We start from the raw sequence: 24,041 nt of genomic DNA, 5'->3' as shown, positions 1-24,041 counted from the left end.
TCAGAGCGACATGGTCGAGCATCTCGGGTGCTCCCGTGAGCGGGTACGCCGGCTATGTCGGCCGCCGGATCGGGCAGTTCCTGCTCGTGGTCTTCATCGGCATCAACATCGCCTATGTCGTCACGCATGCATCGCCGATCGATCCGGTCGAGCAATCGATCTCGGCGGTGACCTCCTTTGGCAACACTGCGCCCGATGCGATCGAACAGATGCGCAATTCCTTGCGCGAGCTCTATGGTCTCGGCGGCACGCCCGTTGAACAATATCTGACGTTCTGGAAGCGGATCCTGAGCGCCGATTTCGGTCCCTCGATGTCGGCGTTTCCGACACCCGTCGGCACCCTGATTGCGCGTGCGCTGCCCTGGACGGCGGGCCTCCTCGCGGTCTCGACCCTCATCGCCTGGGTGCTCGGAAATCTGCTGGGTGGACTTGCCGGCTATTACCGACAGAGCCGCGGATTAAGGTTGATGGGCGTGATCGCCATGGGCCTTCATCCTATCCCTTATTACATCCTGGCCATGCTGCTGCTGATCGTGTTCGGCTTCCTCTGGCCGGTGCTGCCGATCACTGGCGGGGCGGCGATGAATCTGCCGCAGTCCCTGACGCCCGAATTCGTCGGGAGCGTGCTGCAGCACGCGATCCTGCCGGCGCTCTCGCTGATCCTGATCGGCGTGGGGAGCTGGTTTCTCGGCATGCGTTCGCTGGTCTCCAACGTCCTCGCCGAGGACTACGTCGTCTATGCCGAGCTTGCCGGCGTGAAGTCCTGGCGCATCCTGACGTCCTACGTGATGCGCAACGCGCTGGTGCCGCAGGTGACGGGCCTTGCGATGTCGCTCGGTGGAATCTTCAACGGTGCCGTGATCACCGAGAAGGTGTTCGGCTATCCGGGTCTCGGCTCGCTCCTTGTCGATGCCGTCTATGCTGGCGACTACGGTCTGGTCCTCGGCGTCACCACCATCTCGATCCTCGGCGTATCGTTTGGCGTGCTCGCGATCGATCTTCTGTACCCGCTGCTTGATCCCAGGGTGAAGGTCAGCTGATGGCCGTCTTTCTCAACGACCTCTTGCGCGACAGGGCAGAATTCCGGATTGGGGCGGTGCTGGTCGCTATCGTTCTGCTGCTGTCCGTGCTGGCGAGCTTCTCGCCCTATCCGCCCGAGAGTGTCTATGTGGTGCCGCCCGACCTGCCGCCGTCCCTGACCTACTGGTTCGGCACGACGTCACGTGGCCAGGACGTGTTCTGGCAAGTGAGCTTTGCCATTCGGAATACATTGCTGTTCGGGGGCACGGTGGCCCTTGTCAGCCGCCTGGTCGCGCTCACCGTCGGGCTCATCAGCGGCTACAAGGGAGGCTGGATCGACCGCGTCCTGATGTCGCTGAACGACACGTTCATCGTCATTCCGTTGCTGCCGGTCCTGGTGCTGTTCTATTTCGTGATGCGCGACAGGATCTCCTGGCTGATGCTGGCGCTGATCATGGCTTGTTTCGGATGGGCCTACGACGCGCGGCTGATCCGTTCGGTGGTGATGAGCTTGAGGCAGCGCGAGTTCACCCAGACCAGCCTGTTCTCGGGAATGAGCACGCGGCAGATCCTCACCGAGGAGCATCTGCCCTACGTCGTGCCGATCCTGTTCTCCACCACCATGAACAACATGGTGTGGTCGATCGGGCTCGAAGTGACGCTTGCGGTGCTCGGCTTTACCGACATCAACACGCCGACGATCGGCGGCATGATCTATTGGGCCAACCAGCATACGGCGATGGTCGCGGGCATCTGGTGGTGGATCGCCTTTCCAACCATCGCTGTGGTCATGACGTTCATCGGCCTCTTCCTGCTCGCGATCTCGGTGAACGCGCACATCGATCCGAGAAGCCGCCTCTGGAACGTCGGAGGGGCCTCGTGATGCAGGCCAACGCCGGGCGGCCGGACGGAGATCAGGAGGCTCAGCCGCTCCTCAGCGTTCGCGACCTCCAAGCCTATTATCGGACCAGCCATTCCGGCGTCAGGCGCGGCATCAGGGCGGTCGATGGTGTCAGCTTCAAGGTGCGCCGCGGCGAGATCTACGGACTCGCCGGAGAATCCAGCTCCGGCAAGACCACGCTGATCAAGAGCATCGCGGGCGCGATCAGGCCTCCACTCGAGATCGTGGGCGGCAGCATCGAGTTTGCGTTCCTGCCCGGCTATGGCGGATTGCACCGCGCGCCGCGGGAAGACGTCGAGCGGATCCGCTGGCAGCACCTGTCCTACATCATGCAGGGCTCGATGAGCGTGCTGAACCCGGTGCGTCGTATCAAATCCTCGTTTGTCGATTTCGCATATCCGCATATCGGTGGTAACCGAACGCAGTTCGAGCAGCAGGTGGTCGATCATCTGGCGTGGGTGAAACTCGATCCCTCGGTGCTCGCCGCCTTTCCACACGAGCTCTCGGGCGGGATGCGGCAACGCGTCGCGCTTGCGCTTGCCACGATCTGCCGACCCGGATTTGTCATCGCCGACGAGCCGACCACCGCGCTCGACGTGGTGGTGCAGAAGGAGGTGCTCGGCATGATCCGCGGCATCCAGCGCGAGACCGGCTCGTCGGTTCTGTTCGTCACGCACGACATGGGCGTGCACGCGCACATCACCGACCGGCTTGCGATCATGTATGCCGGGCGTCTCGTGGAGGAGGCCGCGACCGCAGAGATCTTCCGCAATCCGCAGCATCCCTACACCAAGCACCTCATCTCGAGCCTTCCGCGCATCGGCGACGACGCGCCGCGCCAGGGACTTGGCGGCACCCCGCCAAATCTGGCCGATCCCCCGTCGGGTTGTCGCTTCCATCCGCGGTGTCCGCTCGCAAGCGAGATTTGCAGCCGGGAAGTTCCGGTCATGCTTGAAGCCGCCGCTGGACATCGCGTTGCATGCTTTGCCGTCATCAAGGACAACAAGGCATGAACGATCTGCTACTCGACGTCATCGAGGCCAGCAAAACCTTCGTTCGCGGAGGGCTGCTGTCGAGAGAGACAATCGTTGCGGTGAACAAGGTGAGCTTCCAGCTTGCTGTCGGGCGGCCGGAGATCCTGGCCATCATCGGTGAGTCCGGCAGCGGCAAGACGACCCTTGCGCGGATGATCCTGAACATGGAGGCACCGACCAGCGGTAGACTGTTGCTCGACGGGATCGACCTTGCGGCCATCAGCGGCAGTGCCAGCCGGCTGGCATTCATGCACAAGGTCCAACCGATCTTTCAGAACCCCTTCGAGTCTTTCAACCCGCTGAAGCGGGTTGAGCGGTATCTGCTTATGACGCGACGTCGATTCTCCGGCGTGGCGAGGGAGAGCGCGACTGCAGCGGCCGTCGATGCGGCGTTGCACAAAGTCGGGCTGTCGCTCAACGAGGTGGGTGGCCGGTACCCGCACGAGCTGTCCGGCGGACAGCTTCAGCGGATCGCGATTGCGCGTGCGCTGTTGGCCGAACCGAAATTGATCGTGGCGGACGAGCCGGTGTCCATGATCGACGCATCCTTGCGGACGTCCATCGTCAATCTGTTCAGGACGTTGCGGGACGACCTCGGGATATCGATCATCTATGTCACGCATGATCTGGCTACCGCCTACTACATCAGCGACCGCATCATGATCATGCAGAAGGGCAGTGTCGTCGAAAGCGGTGATGCGCGAATGGTGCTGAAGGCGCCGCAGCATCCCTATACGCGCCTATTGCGCGAAGCCGTGCTATTACCTGAGATACCCAACGCCAAGACGAATCGAACTCCCAGCATGAACGGTCTCATCAGCCCCGGTCCCCCCGAGAGGAGAGCATGAGGAAAGCCAGAGTTCTGATCGACCGCGACTTCGCCATTGGTCACACCGACCCTCGCTTGTTCGGTGCGTTCGTCGAACATCTCGGGCGATGCGTCTATGGCGGCATCTACGAGCCCGACCATCCGACCGCGGACGAGAAGGGCTTTCGCAAGGACGTGCTCGCGCTGGTGAAGGAACTCGGTCCGACGCTGATCCGGTATCCCGGCGGAAATTTCGTTTCGGGCTACAATTGGGAGGACGGCGTCGGCCCGCAGGATACGAGGCCCGCGCGGCTTGACCTTGCCTGGTTCAGCACCGAACCGAACAGTTTTGGCACCAATGAATTCATGGACTGGTGCCGGGCTGCCGATGTCGCGCCGATGATGGCGGTCAATCTCGGCACCCGCGGCGGCGATGCCGCACGCAACCTGGTCGAATACTGCAACCATCCCGGCGGTACCGCCTGGTCGGAGCTGCGCCGCGCCCATGGCTGGGACAAGCCGCACGGCGTCAAGCTGTGGTGCCTCGGCAACGAGGTCGACGGGCCCTGGCAGATGGAGCACAAGAGTGCCGCCGATTACGGTGCGCTCGCGCGCGAAGCTGCCAAGATGATGCGCTGGGTGGATCCGACCATCGAGCTTGCGGCATGCGGGTCATCCGGGCGCAACATGCCAACCTTCGGACAGTGGGAGGACACGGTCCTCGAGCACACCTTCGATCACGTCGAGTACATTTCGCTCCACACTTATCTCAACAACTACAAGCAGGACACGGCATCGTTTCTCGCCAGTCCCGACCTGATGGACAGCTTCATCGACGAAGTCGTCGCGATCGCCGACGCGGTAGCGGCCAAGCGGCGTTCCGGCAAGCGATTGATGCTGAGCTTCGATGAATGGAACGTCTGGTACCGGACGCGCCGAAATCGTGCCGACCGGGTCAAGGAGGGCTGGCCGGTAGCGCCGCCGATCCTCGAGGAAATCTACACGATGGAGGATGCGCTCGCCTTCGGCGGCGCCTGCATTTCCCTGCTCAATCACGCCGATCGGGTGAGGGTCGCCTGCCTCGCACAGCTCGTCAACGTCATCGCGCCGATCATGACCGAGACGGGCGGAGGCGCGTGGCGTCAGGCTACCTTTTTCCCGTTCGCGCATATGAGCCGCTTCGGCCGCGGTAAGGTTCTCCGCATCCAAGCAGAGTCCGAGACCTACGATTCCTCGTACTACGATCCCCGTGGCACCCAGGAGCAGAATTTTCCGGTGAGGAACGTGCCGTATCTGAAGATCGCGGCCGTGGCAGCGGAGGATGGCGGCCTGTCGCTGTTCCTGCTCAATCGCGATCTGAGGCAGGAGATGGAGGTGAGCGTCGAGGCCAGAAGTTTTGGTCGGCTGGCGGTGAGCGAGCGGCTTGAACTCCGGCACGATGATCTCAAGGCGACGAATACCAAGCACGCGCCCGACAAAATCAAGCCGACGCCGCTGCAGGATGTGACCTTGAGCGGTGGACGATTGCAGGCGACGCTCACGCCGGCGTCCTGGAATGTGATCCATCTGTCGGCAAGCTGAGATGGCAGTGATGCGCGGACGCGATGATATTCAATGCGTGACGCGGGGACGTGCTCGTGAGTCGAGGACTTGGCGAATGGCATGTGCGAGGTCCGCCGGCCGGTACGGTTTGCTCAGCAGGGTGATGCCAGGATCCAGCCGGCCGTCATGCATCATGGCGGCTTCCGGATAACCCGACATATAGAGCACGGGCAGCTCGGGGCGCCGCTGGAGTACGGCATCGGCGAGTTCACGGCCGTTCATCCCGCCGGGCATGACGACATCGGTGAAAAGCAGGTCGACGGTGGCGCCCCGGTCGATGATGTCAAGGGCGTCCGGGCCGTTGGCGACGGCTAGCGTGCGATAGCCGAAGCTCTTGAGTTGCGCCTCCACGTAGTTGCGCACCAGCTCGTCGTCCTCGACCAGGAGGATGGTTTCACTGCCGCGTCGCAGCTCGCCTTTCGCCGTCACGCTCGTGGATGCGGCGGCCTGGGTCGAGCGCGGCAAGTAAAGGCTGAAGGTCGTTCCCAGCCCTTCTTCGCTATCAATCCTGATGTGACCGCCGGATTGCTTGATGAAACCATACACCATGCTCAACCCTAGTCCCGTTCCTTTGCCAAGCTCCTTGGTCGTAAAGAATGGCTCGAATATCTTGTCCCGGATCGCCTGCGGAATCCCTGAGCCAGTGTCACTCACCGTGACCAGAACAAAGTCGCCGAGCGAGTTGTCCGGGCCGGGATTGTCCGGTCCAAAGCTCACATTTGTGGTGCCGAATGCGATCTTGCCTCCGCCCGCCATGGCGTCGCGGGCATTGACGGCAAGATTGATCAGGGCGGTCGAAAGCTGGCCCGGATCTATCAGCGCGTGCCAGCAATCGTCTTGCAGCGTGGAGCCGACCTCGATGTGCTCGCCAAGCGTCGGTCGCAACAGCTTGGCAGTATCGGCGATGAGATTGTTGACGTCGACGTTACGGGGTTGCAGGGGCTGCTTGCGCGCGAATGCAAGGAGCTGCATCGTCAGATCGGCCCCGCGCGTGGCGGCGTCGTCGATCATGTGGGCGATGGTGACGAGGTCGGGCTGATCCGCAAGACCGTCGATCAGGATCTGGATCGTCCCGGTGATGACAGTCAGAATGTTGTTGAAGTCATGAGCGACGCCACCGGTGAGCTGGCCGACCGCGTCCATTTTCTGCGCCTGGCGCAGCTGCTGCTCGAGGCGCAGACGCTGGCTGATGTCGCGTCCGATCACGATGACAAGATCCTGCCCGCCCGTCGAGACGTGAGCGGCGGACATTTCGACATCGAGGCCCTTGCCGTCGGGGCCATCCAGGCGAAGCTGTAACAGGTCCGTCGAGTCCGGCGCCAGCAAGCTGGCCACCGCGTTTGCGTCGGCAGAAACCAGGATGGATCGGAACGGGAGGCCGATGATTTGCTCCCGAGCCCGTCCCAGCATCACCCCTGCCGTGCGGTTGGCCTCGATCACGAGGCCCCGTTGGTCAAGGACCAGGATCGCATCATGCGCCTGTTCCATGAGCAGGCGGTACTTTTCTTCCGCCTGCTTTCGCGCGGTGAGGTCGAGCACGAACGAGATGCATTGATCGGACGATCCGGCCAGCAAGGCCGAGCCGATGAGAACAGGAACGCGGCTGCCGTCTTTCCTGATGAACTCCTTCTCTCGCGAGGCGGTCTGCCCTGATCGTCTGAGTTGTTCGATCCGCTGCGTGTCTTCGTCGCGGTATTCGGCCGGCGTCATGTCCTTCCAGCGGATTGCGTTCGTGACCAGTTCCTGCCTGGAATATCCGGTCATGCTCAGGAAGGCATCGTTGGCGTAGCTGATATCGCCGCTGCCGTCCCAGAACAGGATGCCGATAATGTTGGAATCGACGAGCCGGCGGATGCGGGCCTCGCGTTCCTGGAGATCGCGATAGAGCAGCGTGTTCTCCAGCGAGATCGCGGCCTGTGCCGCCAGCAAGTCCAGCACAGCCACGCGATCCGGCGTGAAGGCATGTGTCGTCAGCGTGTTCTCGAGATAGAGCAATCCGATCAGCTTGGCTTGCTTCAGGAGCGGCAGGCAGAGAATGGATCTTGGGTGTCGGCGACGCGCATAGTCGTCACCGTAGAGCGCATCTGGCCGCGTCGCGTCATCGACGATGAGAGGTTTTTGCGCGCGAATGACGTAGCGCAACAGGGCTTCCGGACAGTCAGGTGTCGAGAGCGAGGTCTGGCGCATGGCGAGCGTGAACTCGTCGCCCCTGGATTGGCCTTCCGCTTCGATACGGAAATCGTCATGCCGCGACAGGATCAGCAGGCCGCGATCGGCGCCGGCGTTCTGCAGCGCGATTTTCATCAGCGTCTCGATCAGCTTTGGCAGCTCGATTTCACTCGAGACGGCCTGGGACGCCTTCACCACGGTGGTGACGTCCATCTGCTGGATGGTCGCCCGGCTCGCCGAACTGGTGTCCTCGGCGACGTGGAGCCGGGGATAAAGGCGTTCGAGTTGCCTGACCTTGGGCTCGGCCCCCCAGCGAAGAAATCCGTAATGGGCATCGCGCAGATAAGCATGGGCGATCTTGTCGAACCCGCGCGTGGTGTAGAAGCGCCCCGCGATCTCGTTTGCGATTGCCTCGATCTGGGGGAAGCCGTTTGCATGCGCCGAGACGATGGCCCGGTCGTAGAAGCGCATCGCATCGAGCTCGCGATCTTCGATGCGCGCGATTTCCGCTGCGACGAGGGCAGCGCGGTCGGCGAAGTCTTCCGGGCTGATCTCGGCCAATTGCTGAAGCTGGCGGTGGTGATGGATCAGTCGCTCGATATGGGGGGTACGTCCGCCTGGCGTGTTGGCCTCGCAGCACGCGGCCTCGGCCAAGGCGGCATAGAAGTGAAACTCGACGCGATCGAACAGGGCTTTCGACGTCCACAGCAGCTTGTCGGCCTTTGCGGCGACGGCGACGGCGGCGGGGTCGTTGGCAAGAACGCGGGCTTGGAGCTTGCGCGTCCAGTACCAGAATCCGGCCTGCTCCAGGTACGGCTCCGTCTCGAGACGACGCTCGAACTGCGCCTCGGTGAAGCCGGCTTCATCGAAGCTGCCGAATTTCGTCGTGAGTCCGCGCAGCGACCGGATGAGCTGCAACTGCCCGCTGATGCGATCGGCGGCAAGATCAACATGCGCCCGATGCGCGAAATCGAGTCCCGCCTCGGCTTCCCGCTGCACCTCGGCGAGCGGATCGCCGCAGGCGAGAAGGTGCGTGAGGAGATGATGGCGGGTGAAGCTCGCATAGTTCACGTCGCCGACCTGTTGCGCCGCGTCGAAGGCCCGCTTCAACCAGGGGCGGCCGGTCCTGACATGTCGGGTCCAGCTTCCGAAGCCGAGATAGACGCGGGCCTTGAACCGGTCCAGTCCGCGCGTTTCGACGAGGTCGAGGCCGAGCTGAGCGAAGCGGTAGCCTGCAGCATAGTCGCCGAAGTCGGGGCCGAGCACCGTGCCGAGCACGATGTAGGCGAGGCACGATGCGTCCGAGTTGCCGTATTGCAGGCTGAGATTGGCCATGCGTCCGATGATGAGACGACGCAAGCTCTCATCGATATACCAGGCAGGCGAGACCAGGACCGTGAGAACGTCCATGGTTCCGCGCGCGATTTGATCTGCCATCTGCGGCAGGTCGAGCAGTGCCTCGATCGGCCGGTCGCCGATCGCTTGCCACATCCGCTCGTATTCGCGTTGGACTTCATCCGGCGTCGGATGCGCCGACCAGTCGATATCGACGCGTCGCAGATAGTCGAGGGCAATCTCGACGTCGCGATCGCTCGGCTCCATCCGCAAACGGGTCACCGCTGCGAGGTCGGGCAGCGTGGCCGCACGCTTTGCCAGTTCGGCGAGGCGCATGTTCGCCGTTGCATGGTCGCCGGCCAGGAACTCGCATTCGGCGCGTTGTAGCGCCAGCGTGAAGCTGAGCGCGTATTGCTGCTCCCAGCGATCCAGAGGCAGCATGGCTTCGCCGGTCGCGAAATGGGTAAGCGCCATGGCGAAGGCCGTCGCGGCCTTGGCGCGGCGGCCGGCCAGCAGATTGAGCTCCGCCAGCCTGACGCGCTCCTCGGGCGCGGTGATCAGGGCCGTGCCACGGTTGAGCTGGCTGACGATCTCGAAGACGTCGTCCTCGACGGCATCGGGTGCGGTCCGCGCCGCGAACAAGCGGCCAATGCGAAGATGCGCCGCCGCCCGCTCTCGTTCCGGAATCAGCGCATAGGCCGCTTCCTGAAACCGGTCGTGGACGAAGCGATAGGTGTCGCCTTGCGGCTCGACGAATTCCTGGCGAACCGCAGGCCACAGATCTGCATTGACCCGCTCCTCGGAGATGCCGAGCACGACCGAAAGCACTGCGACGTCGGCGACATGCCCGAGACAGGCCATCTGCTGAAGAGCCGTGCGCGTCGCAAGGGGGAGCCGGGTGAGCTTCCCCAGCATGAGGTCGATGACGTTGTCGGTGTATCGCTTGGCGTGAATGCGGTCGAGATCCCAGGACCAGCTGACGTCGTCATGGTCGAACGTGAGCAGGCCTTCGTCCACCAGCGAGAACATGAACTGGATGGCGAAGAACGGATTGCCCGCGGTTTTCTCGTGAATGAGCTGGATCAGCAGGGCTGCGTGACCGGGCTCGCAACGAAGCGTGTCCGCCAGCAACTGGCCGAGATGCCTGCGGCCGAGTGGCTGGAGCGTGATCTCCACCACCCGTCGTCCCCGCGCCTTGATGGCCTCGCGCATGCGCATGACGGGATGCGCGGAATCCACCTCGTTGTCCCGGTAAGCGCCGATCAGCATCAGGTGCTTCAGCTCTGACCGGGTGAAAATGTCCTCGAGCAGCTCGAAGGTCGCCATGTCGAGCCATTGCAGATCGTCGAGGAACAGCACCAGCGGATGCTCGGCCCGCGCAAACACACCGATGAACTGCTCGAACACGCGGTGGAAGCGGCTTTGCGCATGCTGGAGCGGCAACTCCGGAACAGGCGGCTGTTCGCCGATGACGGCCTTAAGCTCCGGGACCACGTCCACGACGAGCTGTCCGTTCGGGCCGAGCGCGCCGAGCAGGGCCTGGCGCCACGCGGTCAGCTCTTCCTCGCGTTTGCCCAGCAGAGGACGGACGAGACCCTGGAATGCCTTGGCGAGCGTGGCGTAGGGGATGTCGCGCTTGTGCTGGTCGAATTTGCCCGACGCGAACAAGCCGTGCGATGGCACCAGCACCTTGTGCAGCTCGTTGACAACGGAGGACTTGCCGATGCCGGAATATCCCGCGACCAACGCGAGTTCCGGCGCGCCGCTTTTGACGATCCGTTCGAACGAGGCGAACAACATTTCGCGCTCGGCCGCTCTTCCGTACAATTTCTCGGGAACGAGCAGCCGGTCGGGCGTGTCGTGCTGGCCGAGCGGGAAGTCGTCGATGCGGTGACGAAGCTCCCACTCCGCAAGACAGCGCTGCAGATCCCTCTCTGCGCCGCCTGCCGTCTGGTAGCGCTCCTCGGCCATCTTGGAGAGCAGCTTCATGATCAGCCTGGACACCGTGGCGGGCACGCTGCCGGATCGCCTGGCCGGGGCTTGCGGCTCTCTTGCGACGTGACAATGCACCCATTCCATCGGATCGGATGCGGCGAACGGCAGGGAGCCGGTGACCATCTGGTACAGCGTGACGCCGAGCGAGTAGAGATCGCTTCGCGAGTCGATCGAGCGGTTCATGCGCCCCGTTTGCTCCGGCGACATGTAAGCGAATGTGCCGGCGATCTGTTCGTGCGCGGCTGCGGACAGGCGTTCGCGCGGGCGGCGGGTCGCGAAGCCGAATCCCGTGAGATGCACGCTGTCCCTGCCGCGGCTCACCAGGATGTTGGCCGGCTTGATATCCTTGTGCACGAGGCCGTGCTGATGGACCTTGCCCAGCGCCGCGGCGATCTGGATCGCGAGGCGCAGGAAACTACCCGTCTCCATGGGTGCGTCGGTCAGCCAGGTCAGCGGTTCGCCGCCGCGATCCTCGAGGACGAGAATGGTGCGGCCGTGATCCTGCACCAGTTCGAGCGGCTTCGCCGCCCAGGCGCTGTCCAGATCGTCCTTCAGCGCAAATTCATGTGCCAGGCGATCAAGGCTTTGCGGGCTTGGATGCTCGGCGGCCGGAACGACGGCCAGCACGACCTGCCGCTCGCCGTCGATGCGTTCGCGGGAGGTGCGGCACAGGAGAATCCCGTCTTCGTCGCAGAGGACCTGCGGACCGTGGGCCCAGCCGGTGCCCATGAACGATGAGAGATTCATGTCGTTAGACCATGCCGCCGCCGAGTTCGGGTCCGAGCCGAAACAGGCTCGCCCCGCGCTCCGCCTCACCCTCCATAAAGCTGCCCCGATGCGGCAAAGCGCGCCGTTACGGTTTCTTTGTTTCCGCGTGCGGGACGCATGAAGGGCAGGACGCACGTGCGACGCTCGGCGCGATGGGGCCGCCCCCTCACGCCTTCGTTCCTGCGCCCGGTCGATCACGTAGGCCGGGCACCGTGAAATCGTATCATTTGCCTCAATCGCGTCAACGTACCGTCTCGATGACTTCAGGCGAAGCGCATTCGAGTGGATCGGTGGACGGGATATCGCAGCATGCAACAGGAGTCTGCGTTCTGGCCATGCAACAACTTTGGGGAGCGCGGGGGGCTACCCCGGACTGAAGTGAGAACTCAGATTTTCTAACCGGTTAGGGGGCATCAATCCCCGTGGCTGCCTAACCATCCGCTCACCAGGAGATCGGAATCCTCCGCTCGAATCCGCCGATGTCCGAGGCCGGGCTGAGCGGCTGGCGGCTGAGCGGCCGGTTGTTGTTCTGGCTGGCGAACGAGCTGCCCGGCGGGAAGGCGTAATCGCTGAACTTGCGGTCGCCGGGCAGTACCTCGGTCCCACCATCCAGCCACGAGCGCTTGCTGACATAGATGCGCGTGCGGGGATCCGACCGATAGGTCCGGTTGGGGCCGTGCGGACCGTACTCGTAGACGCTCTGTTTTGACGGCTGCGTCCGGTCGCGCTTGCCTGATGTGTCGGCATTGCAGATCGTGGTGGAGGTGAGAATGGCGACCAGCGCAACGCTGGTGGTGACGGGCAGTTTCATGTGCGGGCATCCCATGCGGATCGGCTGATATCTGCGGCTCTCGCATCGCCCCTGGAAAGTGTAAACAAGGCTTGTTTTGCCTGATGTTGCTGGCTCCTCCCCCAAACGTCGCGCGCACGGCGCTCTATGCGCTGGCGGCTCAATCAAACTCAATCCGTAGAAACAGTACAGCAACCTGAAAGCCACACCGTGGCCACAGCTTTCCCGTTTCAGAGCAGATCAGGTGCTCTTGAGGTGTGGAATGTCGTTTTTGCGGGCCTGGCTTGTCGCGGCGGTCGTGGGCGGTGTGTCGATCGCAACTTCACTGACCGCGGTGCTGCTGCCGCAGCCGGCAGCGGCGGCGCAAGCCACTGACGCGATCGTGGTCGAGGGCAATCGCCGCGTCGAGGCCGAGACAGTTCGCTCCTACTTCAGGGCCGACGCCAACGGCCGGTTCGACCAGGTCGCCCTCGACGACGGCCTCAAGGCCCTCGTCGAAACCGGCCTGTTCCAGGACGTGAAGGTCAACAGGGTAGGCGGCCATGTCGTCGTGTCCGTGGTGGAAAACGCCGTGATCGGCCGTGTTGCGTTCGAGGGCAACAAGAAGATCAAGGACGAGCAACTCACCGCCGAAGTCCAGTCCAAGCCGCGCGGCACCTTCTCGCGGGCGATGGTGCAGTCCGACACGCTGCGGATCGCCGAGATTTACCGCCGTTCGGGCCGCTACGACGTGCGCGTCACCCCAGAAATCATCGAGCAGCCGAGCAACCGCGTCGATCTCGTCTTCACGATCAACGAAGGCGCCAAGACCGGCGTGAAGTCGATCGAGTTCATCGGCAACAGCGCCTTCTCCGCGGCGCGCCTTCGCGACGTGATCAAGACCCATGAGAGCAATCTGCTGAGCTTCCTCAGCAGCGGCGATGTCTACGACCCCGACCGCGTCGAGGCCGACCGCGACCTGATCCGCCGGTTCTACCTGAAGAACGGATTCGCCGACGCGCAGGTGGTGGCGGCGTTGACCGAATACGATCCCGACAAGAAGGGATTTCTCGTCAGCTTCAAGATCGAGGAAGGCCAGAAATACCGCGTCGGCACGGTCGAGTTCCGTTCCAGCATCGCCAATTTCGATGCGAACGTGCTGCGCAGCTTCTCGCGCGTCAATGTCGGCTCGCTCTACAATGTCGAGATGGTCGAGAAATCGACCGAGGAAATGCAGATCGAGGCCTCGCGCCGCGGCTATGCCTTCGCCGTGGTGCGGCCGAGCGGTGACCGCAATTTCGAGGCGCACACCGTCTCGGTCGTGTTCAACGTCGACGAGGGGCCGCGCACCTATATCGAGCGCATCAATCTGCGCGGCAACACCCGCACGCGCGACTACGTGATCCGCCGCGAATTCGACCTCTCCGAGGGCGATGCCTACAACCGTGCGCTGGTCGACCGTGCCGAGCGGCGGTTGAAGAACCTCGATTATTTCAAGAGCGTCAAGATCACCACGGAGCCGGGCTCCTCCAGCGACCGTGTGATCCTGATCGTCGACATGGAGGAGAAGTCGACCGGTGATTTCTCGATATCGGGCGGCTACTCTACCACCGACGGCGCACTCGCCGAAGTCTCGGTCTCCGAGCGCAACCTGTTCGGCAAGGGGCTCTATGCCAAGGCCTCGGTGACCTACGGCCAGTACGCCCGCGGTGTGTCGCTGTCTTTCGTCGAGCCATATTTGCTCGACCAACGGATCGCACTCGGATTGGACACCTACTATCGCCAGCAATTGGCGAACAGCTATACGAGTTATGGCGTGACGACGTTAGGCTTCTCGCCGCGCCTGGGCTTCGCGCTACGCGAGGATTTGTCGCTTCAGCTCCGTTACTCGCTCTATCAGCAGAGCATCACGCTCGCCAGCGCTTACAACAATTGCAACAACAACGCAGCCAATACGTCGCTGGCGTTCAATCCGACGCCGGCCTATATCCAGAGCGTGCTGGGCGGGGTTGATCCCACCAATTCAACGAGTTCGGGTTACTACGGCTATGGTTGTTATGCTGACGGTGAATCCAGCCTGCCGGTCCGAAAGGAATTGGCGAATGGTCCGACCTTGACGTCAGCGCTGGGCTACACGCTGACCTACAACACGCTCGACAACACCAAGAACCCGACCGATGGCCTGCTCGTCGACTTCAAGCAGGATTTTGCCGGGGTGGGCGGCGACGTCACCTATCTGAAGACCGCACTCGACACCAAATACTACACGCCGCTGGTCTCCGAGATTGTCAGCGTGATCCATCTGCAGGGCGGCGTTCTCAACAAGATCGGCAACAACGATCTGCGCATGCTGGATCACTTCCAGATGGGCCCGAACCTCGTGCGCGGCTTCGCCTCCAACGGCATCGGTCCGCGGGACATCACCTATCTGAGCTACGGCGCCACCGGCGATGCGCTCGGCGGCACGAAATACTGGGGGGCGTCGATGGAATTGCAGATGCCGTTCTGGTTCCTGCCCAAGGAAGTCGGTCTGAAGGGGGCGGTCTACGCCGATGCCGGCTCGCTCTGGGGCTATCAGGGGCCAACCTCGTGGGCGGCGACAGGCGAGGTCAGCACCAAGACTTGTCCGACCTGCGGGCTGCAATATGACGACAGCAGCGTGGTGCGATCGTCAGTCGGCGTCGGACTGATCTGGGCCTCGCCGTTCGGCCCGCTGCGCTTCGACTACGCCGTGCCGCTGACGAAGGGCAAGTATGACGTCGTGCAGGAGTTCAGGTTCGGCGGCGGGACGTCGTTCTAGCCGGCAAGTATCCGCCGGCAGGCGTCGACGAAGACGTGCGCGCCGGTGACGATGTCGGCATCGGCGGTGTTCTCGGTCCAGTGATGGCTGATGCCGCCAATCGAGGGCACGAACAGCATGCCCGCGGGCATGATGGTCGCGAGCATCTGCGCGTCGTGGCCGGCGCCGCTCGGCATGCGCAGCGATCGTCCACCGGCAAGCGTCTTGCTTGCGGCCTCGATCGCGTCCTGAAAGCCGGCGTTCATCATGGCGGGGGCGCCGGTACGGATTTTTTCCACGTTGACGGAGCAGGGGCCCCTTGCGGCGGCATCTGCCGCCATCGTTCGCAGCAGTTCCTCCAGCCGCGCGATCACGGCGGGGTTGTCGTCACGAATCTGGAACAGCATCTCGGCACCGCCGGGAATGATGCTCGGCGCGCCCGGATCGAGCGTGATGCGGCCCGTGGTCCATACCGTTCGCGGTCCACATGCGGCCGGAAAGCGCTCGTCGATCGCCACGCAGAACTTCGCCAGCGCCAAGCCCGCATCCTTGCGCACGGCCATGCGCGTGGTGCCGGCGTGATTCTGCTCGCCCGTGAAGGTGATGCGGTACTGCCAGATGCCGACGATGGAGGTCACGACGCCGATCGCAAGCTTGCCGCTCTCGAGCGTGTCGCCCTGCTCGATATGTGCCTCGAGATAGCCGACGTGTCGTCCCGGCTCGGCGGTGACGCGCGGGCGTCCGGCGAGCCCCATCTCAAGAAGCGCATCGCGCATGGTGCGGCCGCTGGTGCGGTCACGCGCGGTGTCGATCTCGGCCTCGCTCACCTGCCCGACAAAAGAGCGCGAGCCGAGGAAGCTGCCGAAATGACCTTCCTCGTCACACCATGCGGCGACTTCGACTGCGCCCTTCACGGTCGGATCAGTATTGAGCACGCGCGCCGCCTCGAGCGCATAGACGACGCCGAGCGGACCATCGAGCCAGCCGGCGTAGTTCTGGCTTTCGAGGTGCGATCCGGCCAGCAGCTTCGGTCCGGGCTTGGCGCTGGTGCCGAGGATGTTGCCGATGCCGTCGATCGCGCCGATGAGACCGACGTCGGGCAGTTTCCGCACCAGCCAGTCCAGTGATTGCTTGTGCGGCTCCGAGAAGGTCGGCTTGTGCACGCCGGTCTTGTAGCTGCCCAGTGCACGGAGCGCATTGAGATCGGCGAGGACGCGTTCGCCATTGGCGTGCGATACGGTGTCAGGCATGTTCGGCAACCTTCAGCGCCTCGGTGCGGATTTCCTCGACCAGCCGTTCCTTGAGCTGGACGAATTCGGGCGTGGTCTTGATCTTGTAGGAGCGCGGATGCGGCAGGTCCACCGTGATCTCGGCCTTGATGCGGCCGGGGCGTGCGCTCATGACGATGACGCGGCTACCGAGGAAGATCGCTTCCTCGATATCGTGGGTGACGAACAGCACGGTCTTCTGGTCGCGCTCCCAGATTCCCAGCAGCATTTCCTGCATCAGGGCGCGGGTCTGGTTGTCGAGCGCGCCGAATGGTTCGTCGAGCAGCAGGATTTTGGGGTCATTAGCAAGCGCACGCGCAATCGCGGTGCGTTGCTGCATGCCGCCCGAGAGTTGCTTCGGCCAGTGGTTCTCGAAGTCTGCAAGCCCGACCTGGCGGATGAAGGCGTCGGCGAGCTTGTTGCGCTCGCCTTCCGGCACACCGCGTTCGCGCAGCCCGAAGGCGATGTTCTCGCGCACCGTGAGCCAGGGAAACAGCGTGTAGGATTGGAACACCATGCCGCGATCGGCGCCCGGGCCGGTGACCTCGCGTCCGTCGAGGGTGACGCGCCCGCTGGTCGGACGGTCGAGGCCGGCGACGATGCGCAGCAGGGTGGATTTGCCGCAGCCGGACGGGCCGAGGATGGTGACGAAGTCGTTGTTGCCGATGCTGAGGTCGGTCGGCTCCAGCGCGCGGGTCGGCGCGTTGCCGTGGCGCGCCGGAAAGGTGCGGGAGACCTGCTCGATCCTAAGGGTGGTCATGCGAGCCTCCACGGAAACAGCCAGGCGTTGAAAGCCTTGAACATGAAGTCCGAGAGCAGGCCGATCAGTCCGATCACGATGATGCCGAAGATGATCTGGCCGGTGTTCAGCAATGCCTGGCTGTCGGTGATCATGTGGCCGATGCCCGAGGACGAGCCGATCAGTTCGGCGACGATGACGTAGGTCCAGGCCCAGCCCAGCACCAGCCGCAGGATCTCGGCGATCTCTGGCGCGGAGGAAGGCAGCAGCACGCGGCGGATGATGCCGCGATCGCTGGCGCCGAGCGTATAGGCGGCTTCCACCAGATCGCGCCGCGTCGCCCCGACGGTGACGGCGACCATCAGGATGACCTGGAATACCGAGCCGATGAAGATGACGAGCAGCTTCTGCAATTCACCGATGCCGGCCCACAGGATCAGCAGTGGGATGAACGCGGAGGCGGGCAGGTAGCGCGCAAAGGAGACGAACGGTTCGAGGAACGCTTCGATCGGCTTGTAGGCGCCCATCAGCACGCCGAGTGGCACCGCGATGATCGCTGCCAGCGCAAAGCCGCCGACGACGCGCCAGATCGTCATGCCGATGTCGAACACAAAACCTTGCTTGGCCAGGAGGTCGTAGCCTTCCTGGACCATGGTCAGCGGGTTGGCGAGGAAGGTCTTTGACACATGGCCGCCGAAGGTCGCCCAGGACCAGAGAGCGACGAACAGCACGAAGAACGCAAGGCCATAGGCCACGCGCTGCTTCGATGTCACGGAATCCAGGGGACGCATCGAGTGTTGATCCGAATGGTCGATCATGCTCCGGTCCCACCCTGTGGCGGGACCGGAGCATGTCACGGCTTACTTGATGAAGCTGGCGTCGTAGAGGTCCTCGACCTTCGGCGCTGATTTGATGATGCCGATCTCGAGCAGAAGCTCGGCGGCATCCTTGTTGAAGGCAAGGAAGTCGCCTGCAAAGAATTTCTGGTTCGCGGCCTTGTCCTGCCAGCGCAGATACTTTGCCGAGTTGCCGAACTGCGCGCCGGTCTGCTTCACGTCGGCGCCCATGATCTCGTAGGATTTGGCCTGGTCCTTGGCGATCATGTCGAGCGATTCGAAGTAGCTGTTGGCCAGCGCCTGCGCCGCCTTCGGATTCTCGCTCAGGAACTTCGGCGTGCAGCCGAACGTGTCCATCACGATCGGATAGTCCAGCGTGGTCGCAATGATCTTGCCCTTGTCCGGTGCGGCCCGCACGGTCGACAGGTATGGCTCGTAGGTCATCGCGGCATCGTTCTGGCCGGAGACGAAGGCCTGCGCGGCGGCGGCCGGCTCGATGTTGACGACGGTGACGTCCTTCACGGTGAGGCCGTTCTTCTTCAACATCCAGGCCAGCGCAAAATAGGGCGAGGTACCGGGCGCGGAGGCGGCGACGGTCTTGCCCTTCAGCTCCTTGATCGAGGTGACGTCATTGCGCACGGCCATGCCATCGGCACCATAGCTCTTGTCGAGCTGGAAGATCTGCTTGGTGGCGACACCGTTGGCGTTCCAGGAGATCCAGGTTTCGACCGTGGTTGCCGCACACTGTACGTCGCCGGAGGCGATGGCGAGATGGCGGTCTTTCTGCGGGATCTTCTTGATGGTGACGTCGAGGCCGTTCTTCTTGAAGATGCCGGCTTCCTTCGCCAGCGTCAGCGGTGCGAAGCCGGTCCATCCGGAGATGCCGATGCCGACCTTGACGTCGTCCGCGAGCGCGGGAGTGGCGGCCGTAAGAGCAATGATTGTCGCAAAAATTGTCGAACTACGCATGATTGTCGTCCTCTTGCCCGGATGGATTGACGTCCTGTTGATCTCTGCCGGTCCATAGGGGACCGTTTGGGGAAACGTTGCACGATTTGTGCCGACGTTGCTCTCTCAACCTCCCTTGAATCGCGCGACGAGGCGGTGAGAGTCGCCGGGATAGAGCAGGCGCACCGCCGTGATCGTGCGCGCGCTGCGCCAGGTATAGCGGTCGATCACGAGGCAGGGCGCGCCGACGGCGATGTCGAGCGCTTCCGCCGTGCGATCATCCGCAACAATGGCGCTGATCGTATGCTCGGCTTCTGTCCATGGGACATGGTGAAGCAGCCATGAGCCGGGCGGCTCGCGAGAGAAATCCGCGGTCGCAGCAGATGGCACCGACGACAGATCGATCAGCCGATCTTCAACTGCAAATGGAACCTTGTCGGCGCTATGACGGCAGGAGATCGCGACCACCTTGCCGGCCTTCTTGACGCCGAGACGTTCGCGGTCGGCCGTGGTCGCGGCGCGCAGCTTGCGGCTGATCAGCTCGTAGCCATAGCTGCGCCCTAGCGCAGTGATCTCGGCTCGGATGTCCGCAATCTTGAGCACGGCCGATTGATGCTGCGGCCGGCGCACGAAGGAGCCGGCGCGTCGTCGTCGTTCGATCAGATCGGCCTGCGCGAGTTCCGACAGTGCCTTGTTCACCGTCATGCGCGAGCAGCCATAGCGCGCGACCAGCTCGTGCTCGAAGGGAATGCGATGGCCCGGCGGCCATTCGCCGGTCAGGATGCGCTTTTCGATATCGGCGCGGATGCGCCTGTAGAGCGTCGGCTTGTCGGCTGCATCGGTGGCAAGGCTCATGCGACGAGCCTCCGGATCGCCGTGCCGAAGCGCTCGCGCGCAGCCTGGCGCAGTTTGTGCTGACCGTTCTCGACGACCTTGTTGCCGCCGGCCCAGACGCAATCGATCGCGCCGATGCCGGCCGCAAAGATCCAGCCATCGATGACCGCGTCGCCCGCGCGTCCGGCCAGCGAGGGATGCGCGGCGTCGAGCGTGACGATATCGGCGCGCGCGCCCGGAGCAAGGCCGATTGTCGGCTGAGCCAGCGCCCGCGCGCCGCCCGCATGGGCATCGTCGAACAGTGTGCGGCCGGTCGAACGGCCGGCTCCGCTCGAGAGCACGTTGCGTGCGCGATGCTTGAGCCGCTGGCCGTATTCGAGCTGGCGCAGCTCGTCAGCGACGCCGACCAGCACGTTGGAATCGGTGCCGACACCGTACGAACCGCCCGCGTCGAGAAATTCCGGCGCTGGAAAGATGCCGTCGCCGAGGCTCGCTTCGGTGACCGGACACAGGCCTGCGATCGCGCCGGTCTTGGCGAATGCGCCGACTTCCTGGTCCGTCATATGCGTCGCGTGGATGAGGCACCAGCGTTGACTAAGCGGCGCATGCTCCAGCAGCCATTGCACCGGCCGTCGTCCGGACCAGGCGAGGCAGTCCTCGACTTCCTTCACCTGCTCGGCAGCATGAATATGCACCGGACCGCCCTCGGCAAGCGGGAGGATCGCCGCGAGTTCGTCCGGCGCCACCGCGCGCAGGCTGTGCGGCGCGATGCCGATATTGGCGTCCGGCAAGTTTGCGATCGCCTTGCGCGAGGCGGCCATCAGCTTGGCGAACTGATCGACCGAGTTGATGAAGCGGCGTTGGCCGTCATGCGGCGCCGCGCCGCCAAAGGACCCGTGCGCATAAAAGCTCGGCAGCAGCGTCAGGCCGATACAGGAAGCTTCGGCAGCCTGTGCGATGCGCGCGGCCATCTCGGCGGGATCGGCGTAAGGCGAGCCGTCGCGATCGTGGTGCAGATAGTGGAATTCGCCGACGCGGGTAAAACCCCGCTCCAGCATTTCGACATACAGCAGCGTTGCAACGGCAGCGATATCATCTGGCGTCATCGCCAGCGCGAAGCGGTACATCGTCTCGCGCCAGGTCCAGAAAGTATCGGTGGAATCGCCGCGCAACTCGGCAAGCCCCGCCATGCCGCGCTGGAAGGCGTGACTATGCAGGCTCGCAAGTCCCGGAAGTGCGATGGCGTGGCGCTCATCGCCGGCGATGGGCGCTGCACCCGGCGTGACCTCGGCGATCGCGCCGGCGGTGATCACCACTTGCACGTCATTGGCCCAGCCCGAGGGCAGGAGCGCGGAAGCGAAATGCAGTCGGGACATGGTGACACGCCGGCTGGACAGAACGGTCTTACGATTATATGTCTAGACATATAAGTCAAGCATCCCGGCTGAAGGGACCAGCGCATGGCAGAGCGTTTCGACCGGATCTGGCACAACGCCCGGCTCGCCACGATGCGGGCCGACCATCCCGATCTGGGCGAGATCGAGCATGGCGTCATCGCCATCCGTGGCGGCCACATCGTCTATGCCGGCGCGGCGGCAGACTTTCCTATCGATGCGGACGCGATTCAGCGGGTCGATTGCGAGGGGCGCTGGATCACGCCGGGCCTCGTCGATTGCCACACTCATCTCGTCTACGGCGGCAATCGCGCCCATGAATTCGAGCTGCGCCTGAAGGGCGCGAGCTACGAGGAGATCGCGCGCGCCGGCGGCGGCATCGTCTCGACCGTGGCTGCGACCCGCAAGGCGAGTGAGGCCGAGCTGGTCGCGAGCGCGCTGCAGCGGCTGGATGCGTTGATCGGAGAGGGCGCAACGACAGTCGAGATCAAGTCCGGCTATGGTCTCGATACCGCGACCGAGATGCGCCAGCTTTCCGCTGCGCGCAGCCTTGGCCGTCAGCGGAAAGTTGCAATCCGCACCTCCTTTCTCGGCGCGCACGCGCTGCCCGTCGAGGCCGATGGCGACAAGGATCGGTACGTCGATCTCGTCTGCAAGGAGATGCTGCCTCACGTCGCGAAATCGGGTCTTGCGGACGCTGTCGATGCCTTCATGGAAGGCATTGCATTTTCGGCTGAACAGACCGTCCGGGTGTTCGAGACGGCGAAGGGGCTTGGTCTGCCCGTGAAGTTGCATGCCGACCAGCTCTCGAATCTCGGTGGTGCTGCGCTGGCTGCGAAATATTCCGCGCTCTCGGCCGACCATCTCGAACATACCGATGAGGCCGGTGCGGCCGCGATGGCCAGGGCCGGCACCGTCGCCGTGCTGCTGCCCGGCGCCTTCTACTTCATTCGCGAGACACAGAAGCCGCCCGTCGAGGTGTTTCGCAAGCTCGGCGTTCACATGGCGCTTGCGACCGACTGTAATCCCGGCAGCTCGCCGCTGACCTCGCTGCTGCTCGCCATGAACATGGGCGCGACGCTGTTCCGGATGACAGTCGCCGAATGCCTCACCGGCATCACCCGCGAAGGCGCGCGGGCGCTCGGCGTGCTCGATGAGACGGGCACGCTGGAAGCCGGCAAATGGTGCGACCTCGCGATATGGGACATCGAGCGTCCCGCCGAGCTCGTCTATCGCATCGGCTTCAATCCGCTGCATCGTCGTGTCTGGAGGGGCCAGTGACGGAGCCGGGCGCCGCGGTCGTCGTCGTCAAGGGCATGGTGAGCCTCGACGATCTCGCACGCGTGCTCGCCGGCGCTCCCGTCGAGCTCGATCCCTCCTTCTGGCCGCGCGTCGAGGCGGCGGCGGCAATCGTCGCGAAAGCCGCGCAGGCCGCAGCTCCGGTCTATGGCATCAACACCGGTTTTGGAAAGCTGGCGTCGAAGCGCATTCCGCCCGATCAGACCGCGCTCCTCCAGCGCAATCTCATCGTCTCGCATTGCTGCGGCGTCGGCCCGGTCACGCCGGAGCCGATCGTGCGGCTGATGATGGCGCTGAAGATCGTTTCGCTCGGGCGCGGCGCCTCCGGCGTTCGCCGCGAGGTGATCGAGCAGTTGCAGGCCATGCTGGCGCATCGCGTGTATCCGCTGGTGCCGCAGCAAGGCTCGGTCGGTGCCTCCGGCGATCTCGCGCCGCTCGCGCACATGACCGCAGTGATGATCGGCGAGGGGCAGGCCATCGTCGATGGCAAGACCGTGTCGGGCCAAGAGGCGCTCGTCGCCGCCGGCCTTGCGCCGCTGACGCTGGGCCCCAAGGAGGGCCTGGCGCTGATCAACGGCACCCAGTTCTCGACGGCTTACGCCATCTTTGGCGTCCTGCGCGCATTTCGTCTCGCCCGCGCCGCGCTGGTTACCGGCGCCCTGTCGGTCGATGCGGCGATGGCTTCGACCGCTCCATTCCGTTCCGAAATCCAGGCGCTCCGCGGTCATCCCGGCCAGATCGCCGCGGCTGCAACGCTGATGGCGCTGCTCGATGGCAGCGACATCCGCCTGTCGCATCTCGAAGGCGACGACCGTGTGCAGGATCCCTATTGCCTCCGCTGCCAGCCGCAGGTCGCAGGCGCCGCGCTCGACCTGATCACGCAGGCCGCGCGCACCTTGATCATCGAGGCCAATGCCGTCACCGACAATCCTCTCGTGCTGGTCGAGACCGGCGAGATCGTATCCGGCGGAAATTTTCACGCCGAGCCGGTGGCCTTTGCCGCCGATACGATCGCACTTGCGCTGTCGGAGATCGGCGCGATCAGCGAGCGGCGCATCGCGACGCTGGTCGACCCCGCGCTCAATTTCGGCCTGCCGCCGTTCCTGACGCCGGACCCAGGCATCAATTCCGGCTTCATGATCGCCGAAGTGACGGCGGCTGCGCTCTATGCCGAGAATAAGCAGCGCGCGGCAGCCTGCTCGATCGATTCGACGCCGACCAGCGCCAACCAGGAAGACCACGTCTCGATGGCCGCGCATGCCGCGCGTCGGCTGTCCGACATGGCCGACAATCTGGCTTCCATCCTCGGCATCGAGTTTCTGGTCGCCGCGCAAGGCATCACGCTGCGCGCGCCGCATGCGACCAGCGCGCCGCTCGCCGCCGTCATCGCGGCATTGCGCGAGCAGGTTCCTGCGCTGGGCGCCGACCGCTACATGGCCGGCGATCTTGCCAAGGCCGCCGCGCTGATCGAAGCCGATGCGCTGCCGGCCGCGGCGCTCGCCACGCTTTCATCCGATCCGTTTCCGAGGCTGAGCTGAAGAGG

16 protein-coding genes are annotated in these 24,041 nt (G+C 63.9%); 8 read left to right on the top strand and 8 right to left on the bottom strand.

What is annotated here, in order from left to right:
• The first annotated feature begins 35 nt into the window (after window positions 1-35).
• The 5 genes from QY049_RS12470 to QY049_RS12450 are packed head-to-tail and all read left to right on the top strand — an operon-like array spanning window position 36 to window position 5,344.
• The gene (locus QY049_RS12470; RefSeq protein ID WP_194481095.1) at window positions 36-1,040 is read left to right on the top strand and encodes an ABC transporter permease; all 1,005 of its coding nucleotides are present in this window, start codon (window positions 36-38) and stop codon (window positions 1,038-1,040) included.
• Entirely contained in the window at window positions 1,040-1,903 is an 864-nt protein-coding gene (locus tag QY049_RS12465; protein ID WP_194481096.1) for an ABC transporter permease, read from the top strand. The genes QY049_RS12470 and QY049_RS12465 overlap by 1 nt, the downstream gene beginning before the upstream one ends.
• Window positions 1,903-2,934: an ABC transporter ATP-binding protein gene (locus QY049_RS12460; protein ID WP_301269490.1), complete on the top strand. Its 1,032-nt coding sequence runs from the start codon at window positions 1,903-1,905 to the stop codon at window positions 2,932-2,934. Before QY049_RS12465 ends, QY049_RS12460 begins: the two co-directional genes overlap by 1 nt.
• Entirely contained in the window at window positions 2,931-3,803 is an 873-nt protein-coding gene (locus QY049_RS12455) for an ABC transporter ATP-binding protein (protein WP_301269411.1), read from the top strand. The genes QY049_RS12460 and QY049_RS12455 overlap by 4 nt, the downstream gene beginning before the upstream one ends.
• Window positions 3,800-5,344 carry an alpha-N-arabinofuranosidase gene (locus QY049_RS12450; RefSeq protein WP_301269410.1) on the top strand — a complete coding sequence of 515 codons (1,545 nt, stop codon included), beginning with the start codon at window positions 3,800-3,802 and terminating at the stop codon, window positions 5,342-5,344. The genes QY049_RS12455 and QY049_RS12450 overlap by 4 nt, the downstream gene beginning before the upstream one ends.
• 30 nt (window positions 5,345-5,374) lie before the next feature.
• On the opposite strand, the gene QY049_RS12445 is transcribed toward QY049_RS12450, so the two are convergent.
• Complete coding sequence (locus tag QY049_RS12445; RefSeq protein WP_301269409.1) at window positions 5,375-11,611, bottom strand: AAA family ATPase; 6,237 nt, start codon at window positions 11,609-11,611, stop codon at window positions 5,375-5,377.
• Between the two features lie 463 nt (window positions 11,612-12,074).
• The gene (locus tag QY049_RS12440; RefSeq protein ID WP_301269408.1) at window positions 12,075-12,443 is read right to left on the bottom strand and encodes a hypothetical protein; all 369 of its coding nucleotides are present in this window, start codon (window positions 12,441-12,443) and stop codon (window positions 12,075-12,077) included.
• A gap of 241 nt (window positions 12,444-12,684) precedes the next feature.
• On the opposite strand from QY049_RS12440, the gene bamA reads away from it, so the two are divergent.
• The gene (gene bamA, locus QY049_RS12435; protein WP_301269407.1) at window positions 12,685-15,201 is read left to right on the top strand and encodes an outer membrane protein assembly factor BamA; all 2,517 of its coding nucleotides are present in this window, start codon (window positions 12,685-12,687) and stop codon (window positions 15,199-15,201) included.
• On the opposite strand, the gene QY049_RS12430 is transcribed toward bamA, so the two are convergent.
• From QY049_RS12430 to QY049_RS12405, 6 genes are all read right to left on the bottom strand, one after another.
• Window positions 15,198-16,430, bottom strand: coding sequence for a Zn-dependent hydrolase (locus tag QY049_RS12430; RefSeq protein ID WP_301269406.1), 1,233 nt, complete (start codon window positions 16,428-16,430; stop codon window positions 15,198-15,200). The two genes, bamA and QY049_RS12430, sit on opposite strands and share 4 nt — an antisense overlap.
• The gene (locus tag QY049_RS12425) at window positions 16,423-17,208 is read right to left on the bottom strand and encodes an ABC transporter ATP-binding protein (RefSeq protein ID WP_301269405.1); all 786 of its coding nucleotides are present in this window, start codon (window positions 17,206-17,208) and stop codon (window positions 16,423-16,425) included. The genes QY049_RS12430 and QY049_RS12425 overlap by 8 nt, the downstream gene beginning before the upstream one ends.
• The gene (locus tag QY049_RS12420) at window positions 17,205-17,978 is read right to left on the bottom strand and encodes an ABC transporter permease (protein WP_194482655.1); all 774 of its coding nucleotides are present in this window, start codon (window positions 17,976-17,978) and stop codon (window positions 17,205-17,207) included. The genes QY049_RS12425 and QY049_RS12420 overlap by 4 nt, the downstream gene beginning before the upstream one ends.
• Window positions 17,979-18,047: 69 nt before the next feature.
• Window positions 18,048-18,992, bottom strand: coding sequence for an ABC transporter substrate-binding protein (locus tag QY049_RS12415; protein ID WP_301269404.1), 945 nt, complete (start codon window positions 18,990-18,992; stop codon window positions 18,048-18,050).
• A gap of 105 nt (window positions 18,993-19,097) precedes the next feature.
• Window positions 19,098-19,826, bottom strand: a complete 729-nt coding sequence (gene hutC / locus QY049_RS12410; RefSeq protein ID WP_301269403.1) for a histidine utilization repressor — start codon at window positions 19,824-19,826, stop codon at window positions 19,098-19,100.
• Entirely contained in the window at window positions 19,823-21,181 is a 1,359-nt protein-coding gene (locus tag QY049_RS12405) for a formimidoylglutamate deiminase (RefSeq protein WP_301269402.1), read from the bottom strand. The genes hutC and QY049_RS12405 overlap by 4 nt, the downstream gene beginning before the upstream one ends.
• 84 nt (window positions 21,182-21,265) lie before the next feature.
• Between QY049_RS12405 and hutI the strand changes: the two genes are divergently transcribed.
• Both hutI and hutH read left to right on the top strand, forming a co-directional pair.
• A complete protein-coding gene (gene hutI / locus QY049_RS12400) occupies window positions 21,266-22,480 on the top strand; it encodes an imidazolonepropionase (protein WP_301269401.1) in 1,215 nt (404 codons plus the stop codon).
• The gene (gene hutH, locus QY049_RS12395) at window positions 22,477-24,036 is read left to right on the top strand and encodes a histidine ammonia-lyase (RefSeq protein ID WP_301269400.1); all 1,560 of its coding nucleotides are present in this window, start codon (window positions 22,477-22,479) and stop codon (window positions 24,034-24,036) included. The genes hutI and hutH overlap by 4 nt, the downstream gene beginning before the upstream one ends.
• The last annotated feature ends 5 nt before the right edge of the window (window positions 24,037-24,041 follow it).

It is taken from the genome of Bradyrhizobium sp. WYCCWR 13022, from assembly GCF_030435535.1.
In the GTDB taxonomy this organism is placed as follows: domain Bacteria; phylum Pseudomonadota; class Alphaproteobacteria; order Rhizobiales; family Xanthobacteraceae; genus Bradyrhizobium.
Note: the sequence above shows the minus strand (reverse complement) of the source record. Positions and strands in the feature narration are given on the sequence as shown.

Excerpts from the sequence above, each read along its gene's own strand:
- QY049_RS12415 (WP_301269404.1), bottom strand. The coding sequence starts at position 18,992 with ATGCGTAGTTCGACAATTTTTGCGACAATCATTGCTCTTACGGCCGCC.
- QY049_RS12440 (WP_301269408.1), bottom strand. The coding sequence starts at position 12,443 with ATGAAACTGCCCGTCACCACCAGCGTTGCGCTGGTCGCCATTCTCACC.
- QY049_RS12405 (WP_301269402.1), bottom strand. The coding sequence starts at position 21,181 with ATGTCCCGACTGCATTTCGCTTCCGCGCTCCTGCCCTCGGGCTGGGCC.
- QY049_RS12430 (WP_301269406.1), bottom strand. The coding sequence starts at position 16,430 with ATGCCTGACACCGTATCGCACGCCAATGGCGAACGCGTCCTCGCCGAT.
- QY049_RS12460 (WP_301269490.1), top strand. The coding sequence starts at position 1,903 with ATGCAGGCCAACGCCGGGCGGCCGGACGGAGATCAGGAGGCTCAGCCG.
- QY049_RS12450 (WP_301269410.1), top strand. The coding sequence starts at position 3,800 with ATGAGGAAAGCCAGAGTTCTGATCGACCGCGACTTCGCCATTGGTCAC.
- QY049_RS12420 (WP_194482655.1), bottom strand. The coding sequence starts at position 17,978 with ATGCGTCCCCTGGATTCCGTGACATCGAAGCAGCGCGTGGCCTATGGC.
- hutC (WP_301269403.1), bottom strand. The coding sequence starts at position 19,826 with ATGAGCCTTGCCACCGATGCAGCCGACAAGCCGACGCTCTACAGGCGC.
- hutI (WP_301269401.1), top strand. The coding sequence starts at position 21,266 with ATGGCAGAGCGTTTCGACCGGATCTGGCACAACGCCCGGCTCGCCACG.
- QY049_RS12455 (WP_301269411.1), top strand. The coding sequence starts at position 2,931 with ATGAACGATCTGCTACTCGACGTCATCGAGGCCAGCAAAACCTTCGTT.
- QY049_RS12425 (WP_301269405.1), bottom strand. The coding sequence starts at position 17,208 with ATGACCACCCTTAGGATCGAGCAGGTCTCCCGCACCTTTCCGGCGCGC.
- bamA (WP_301269407.1), top strand. The coding sequence starts at position 12,685 with ATGTCGTTTTTGCGGGCCTGGCTTGTCGCGGCGGTCGTGGGCGGTGTG.
- QY049_RS12445 (WP_301269409.1), bottom strand. The coding sequence starts at position 11,611 with ATGAATCTCTCATCGTTCATGGGCACCGGCTGGGCCCACGGTCCGCAG.
- QY049_RS12465 (WP_194481096.1), top strand. The coding sequence starts at position 1,040 with ATGGCCGTCTTTCTCAACGACCTCTTGCGCGACAGGGCAGAATTCCGG.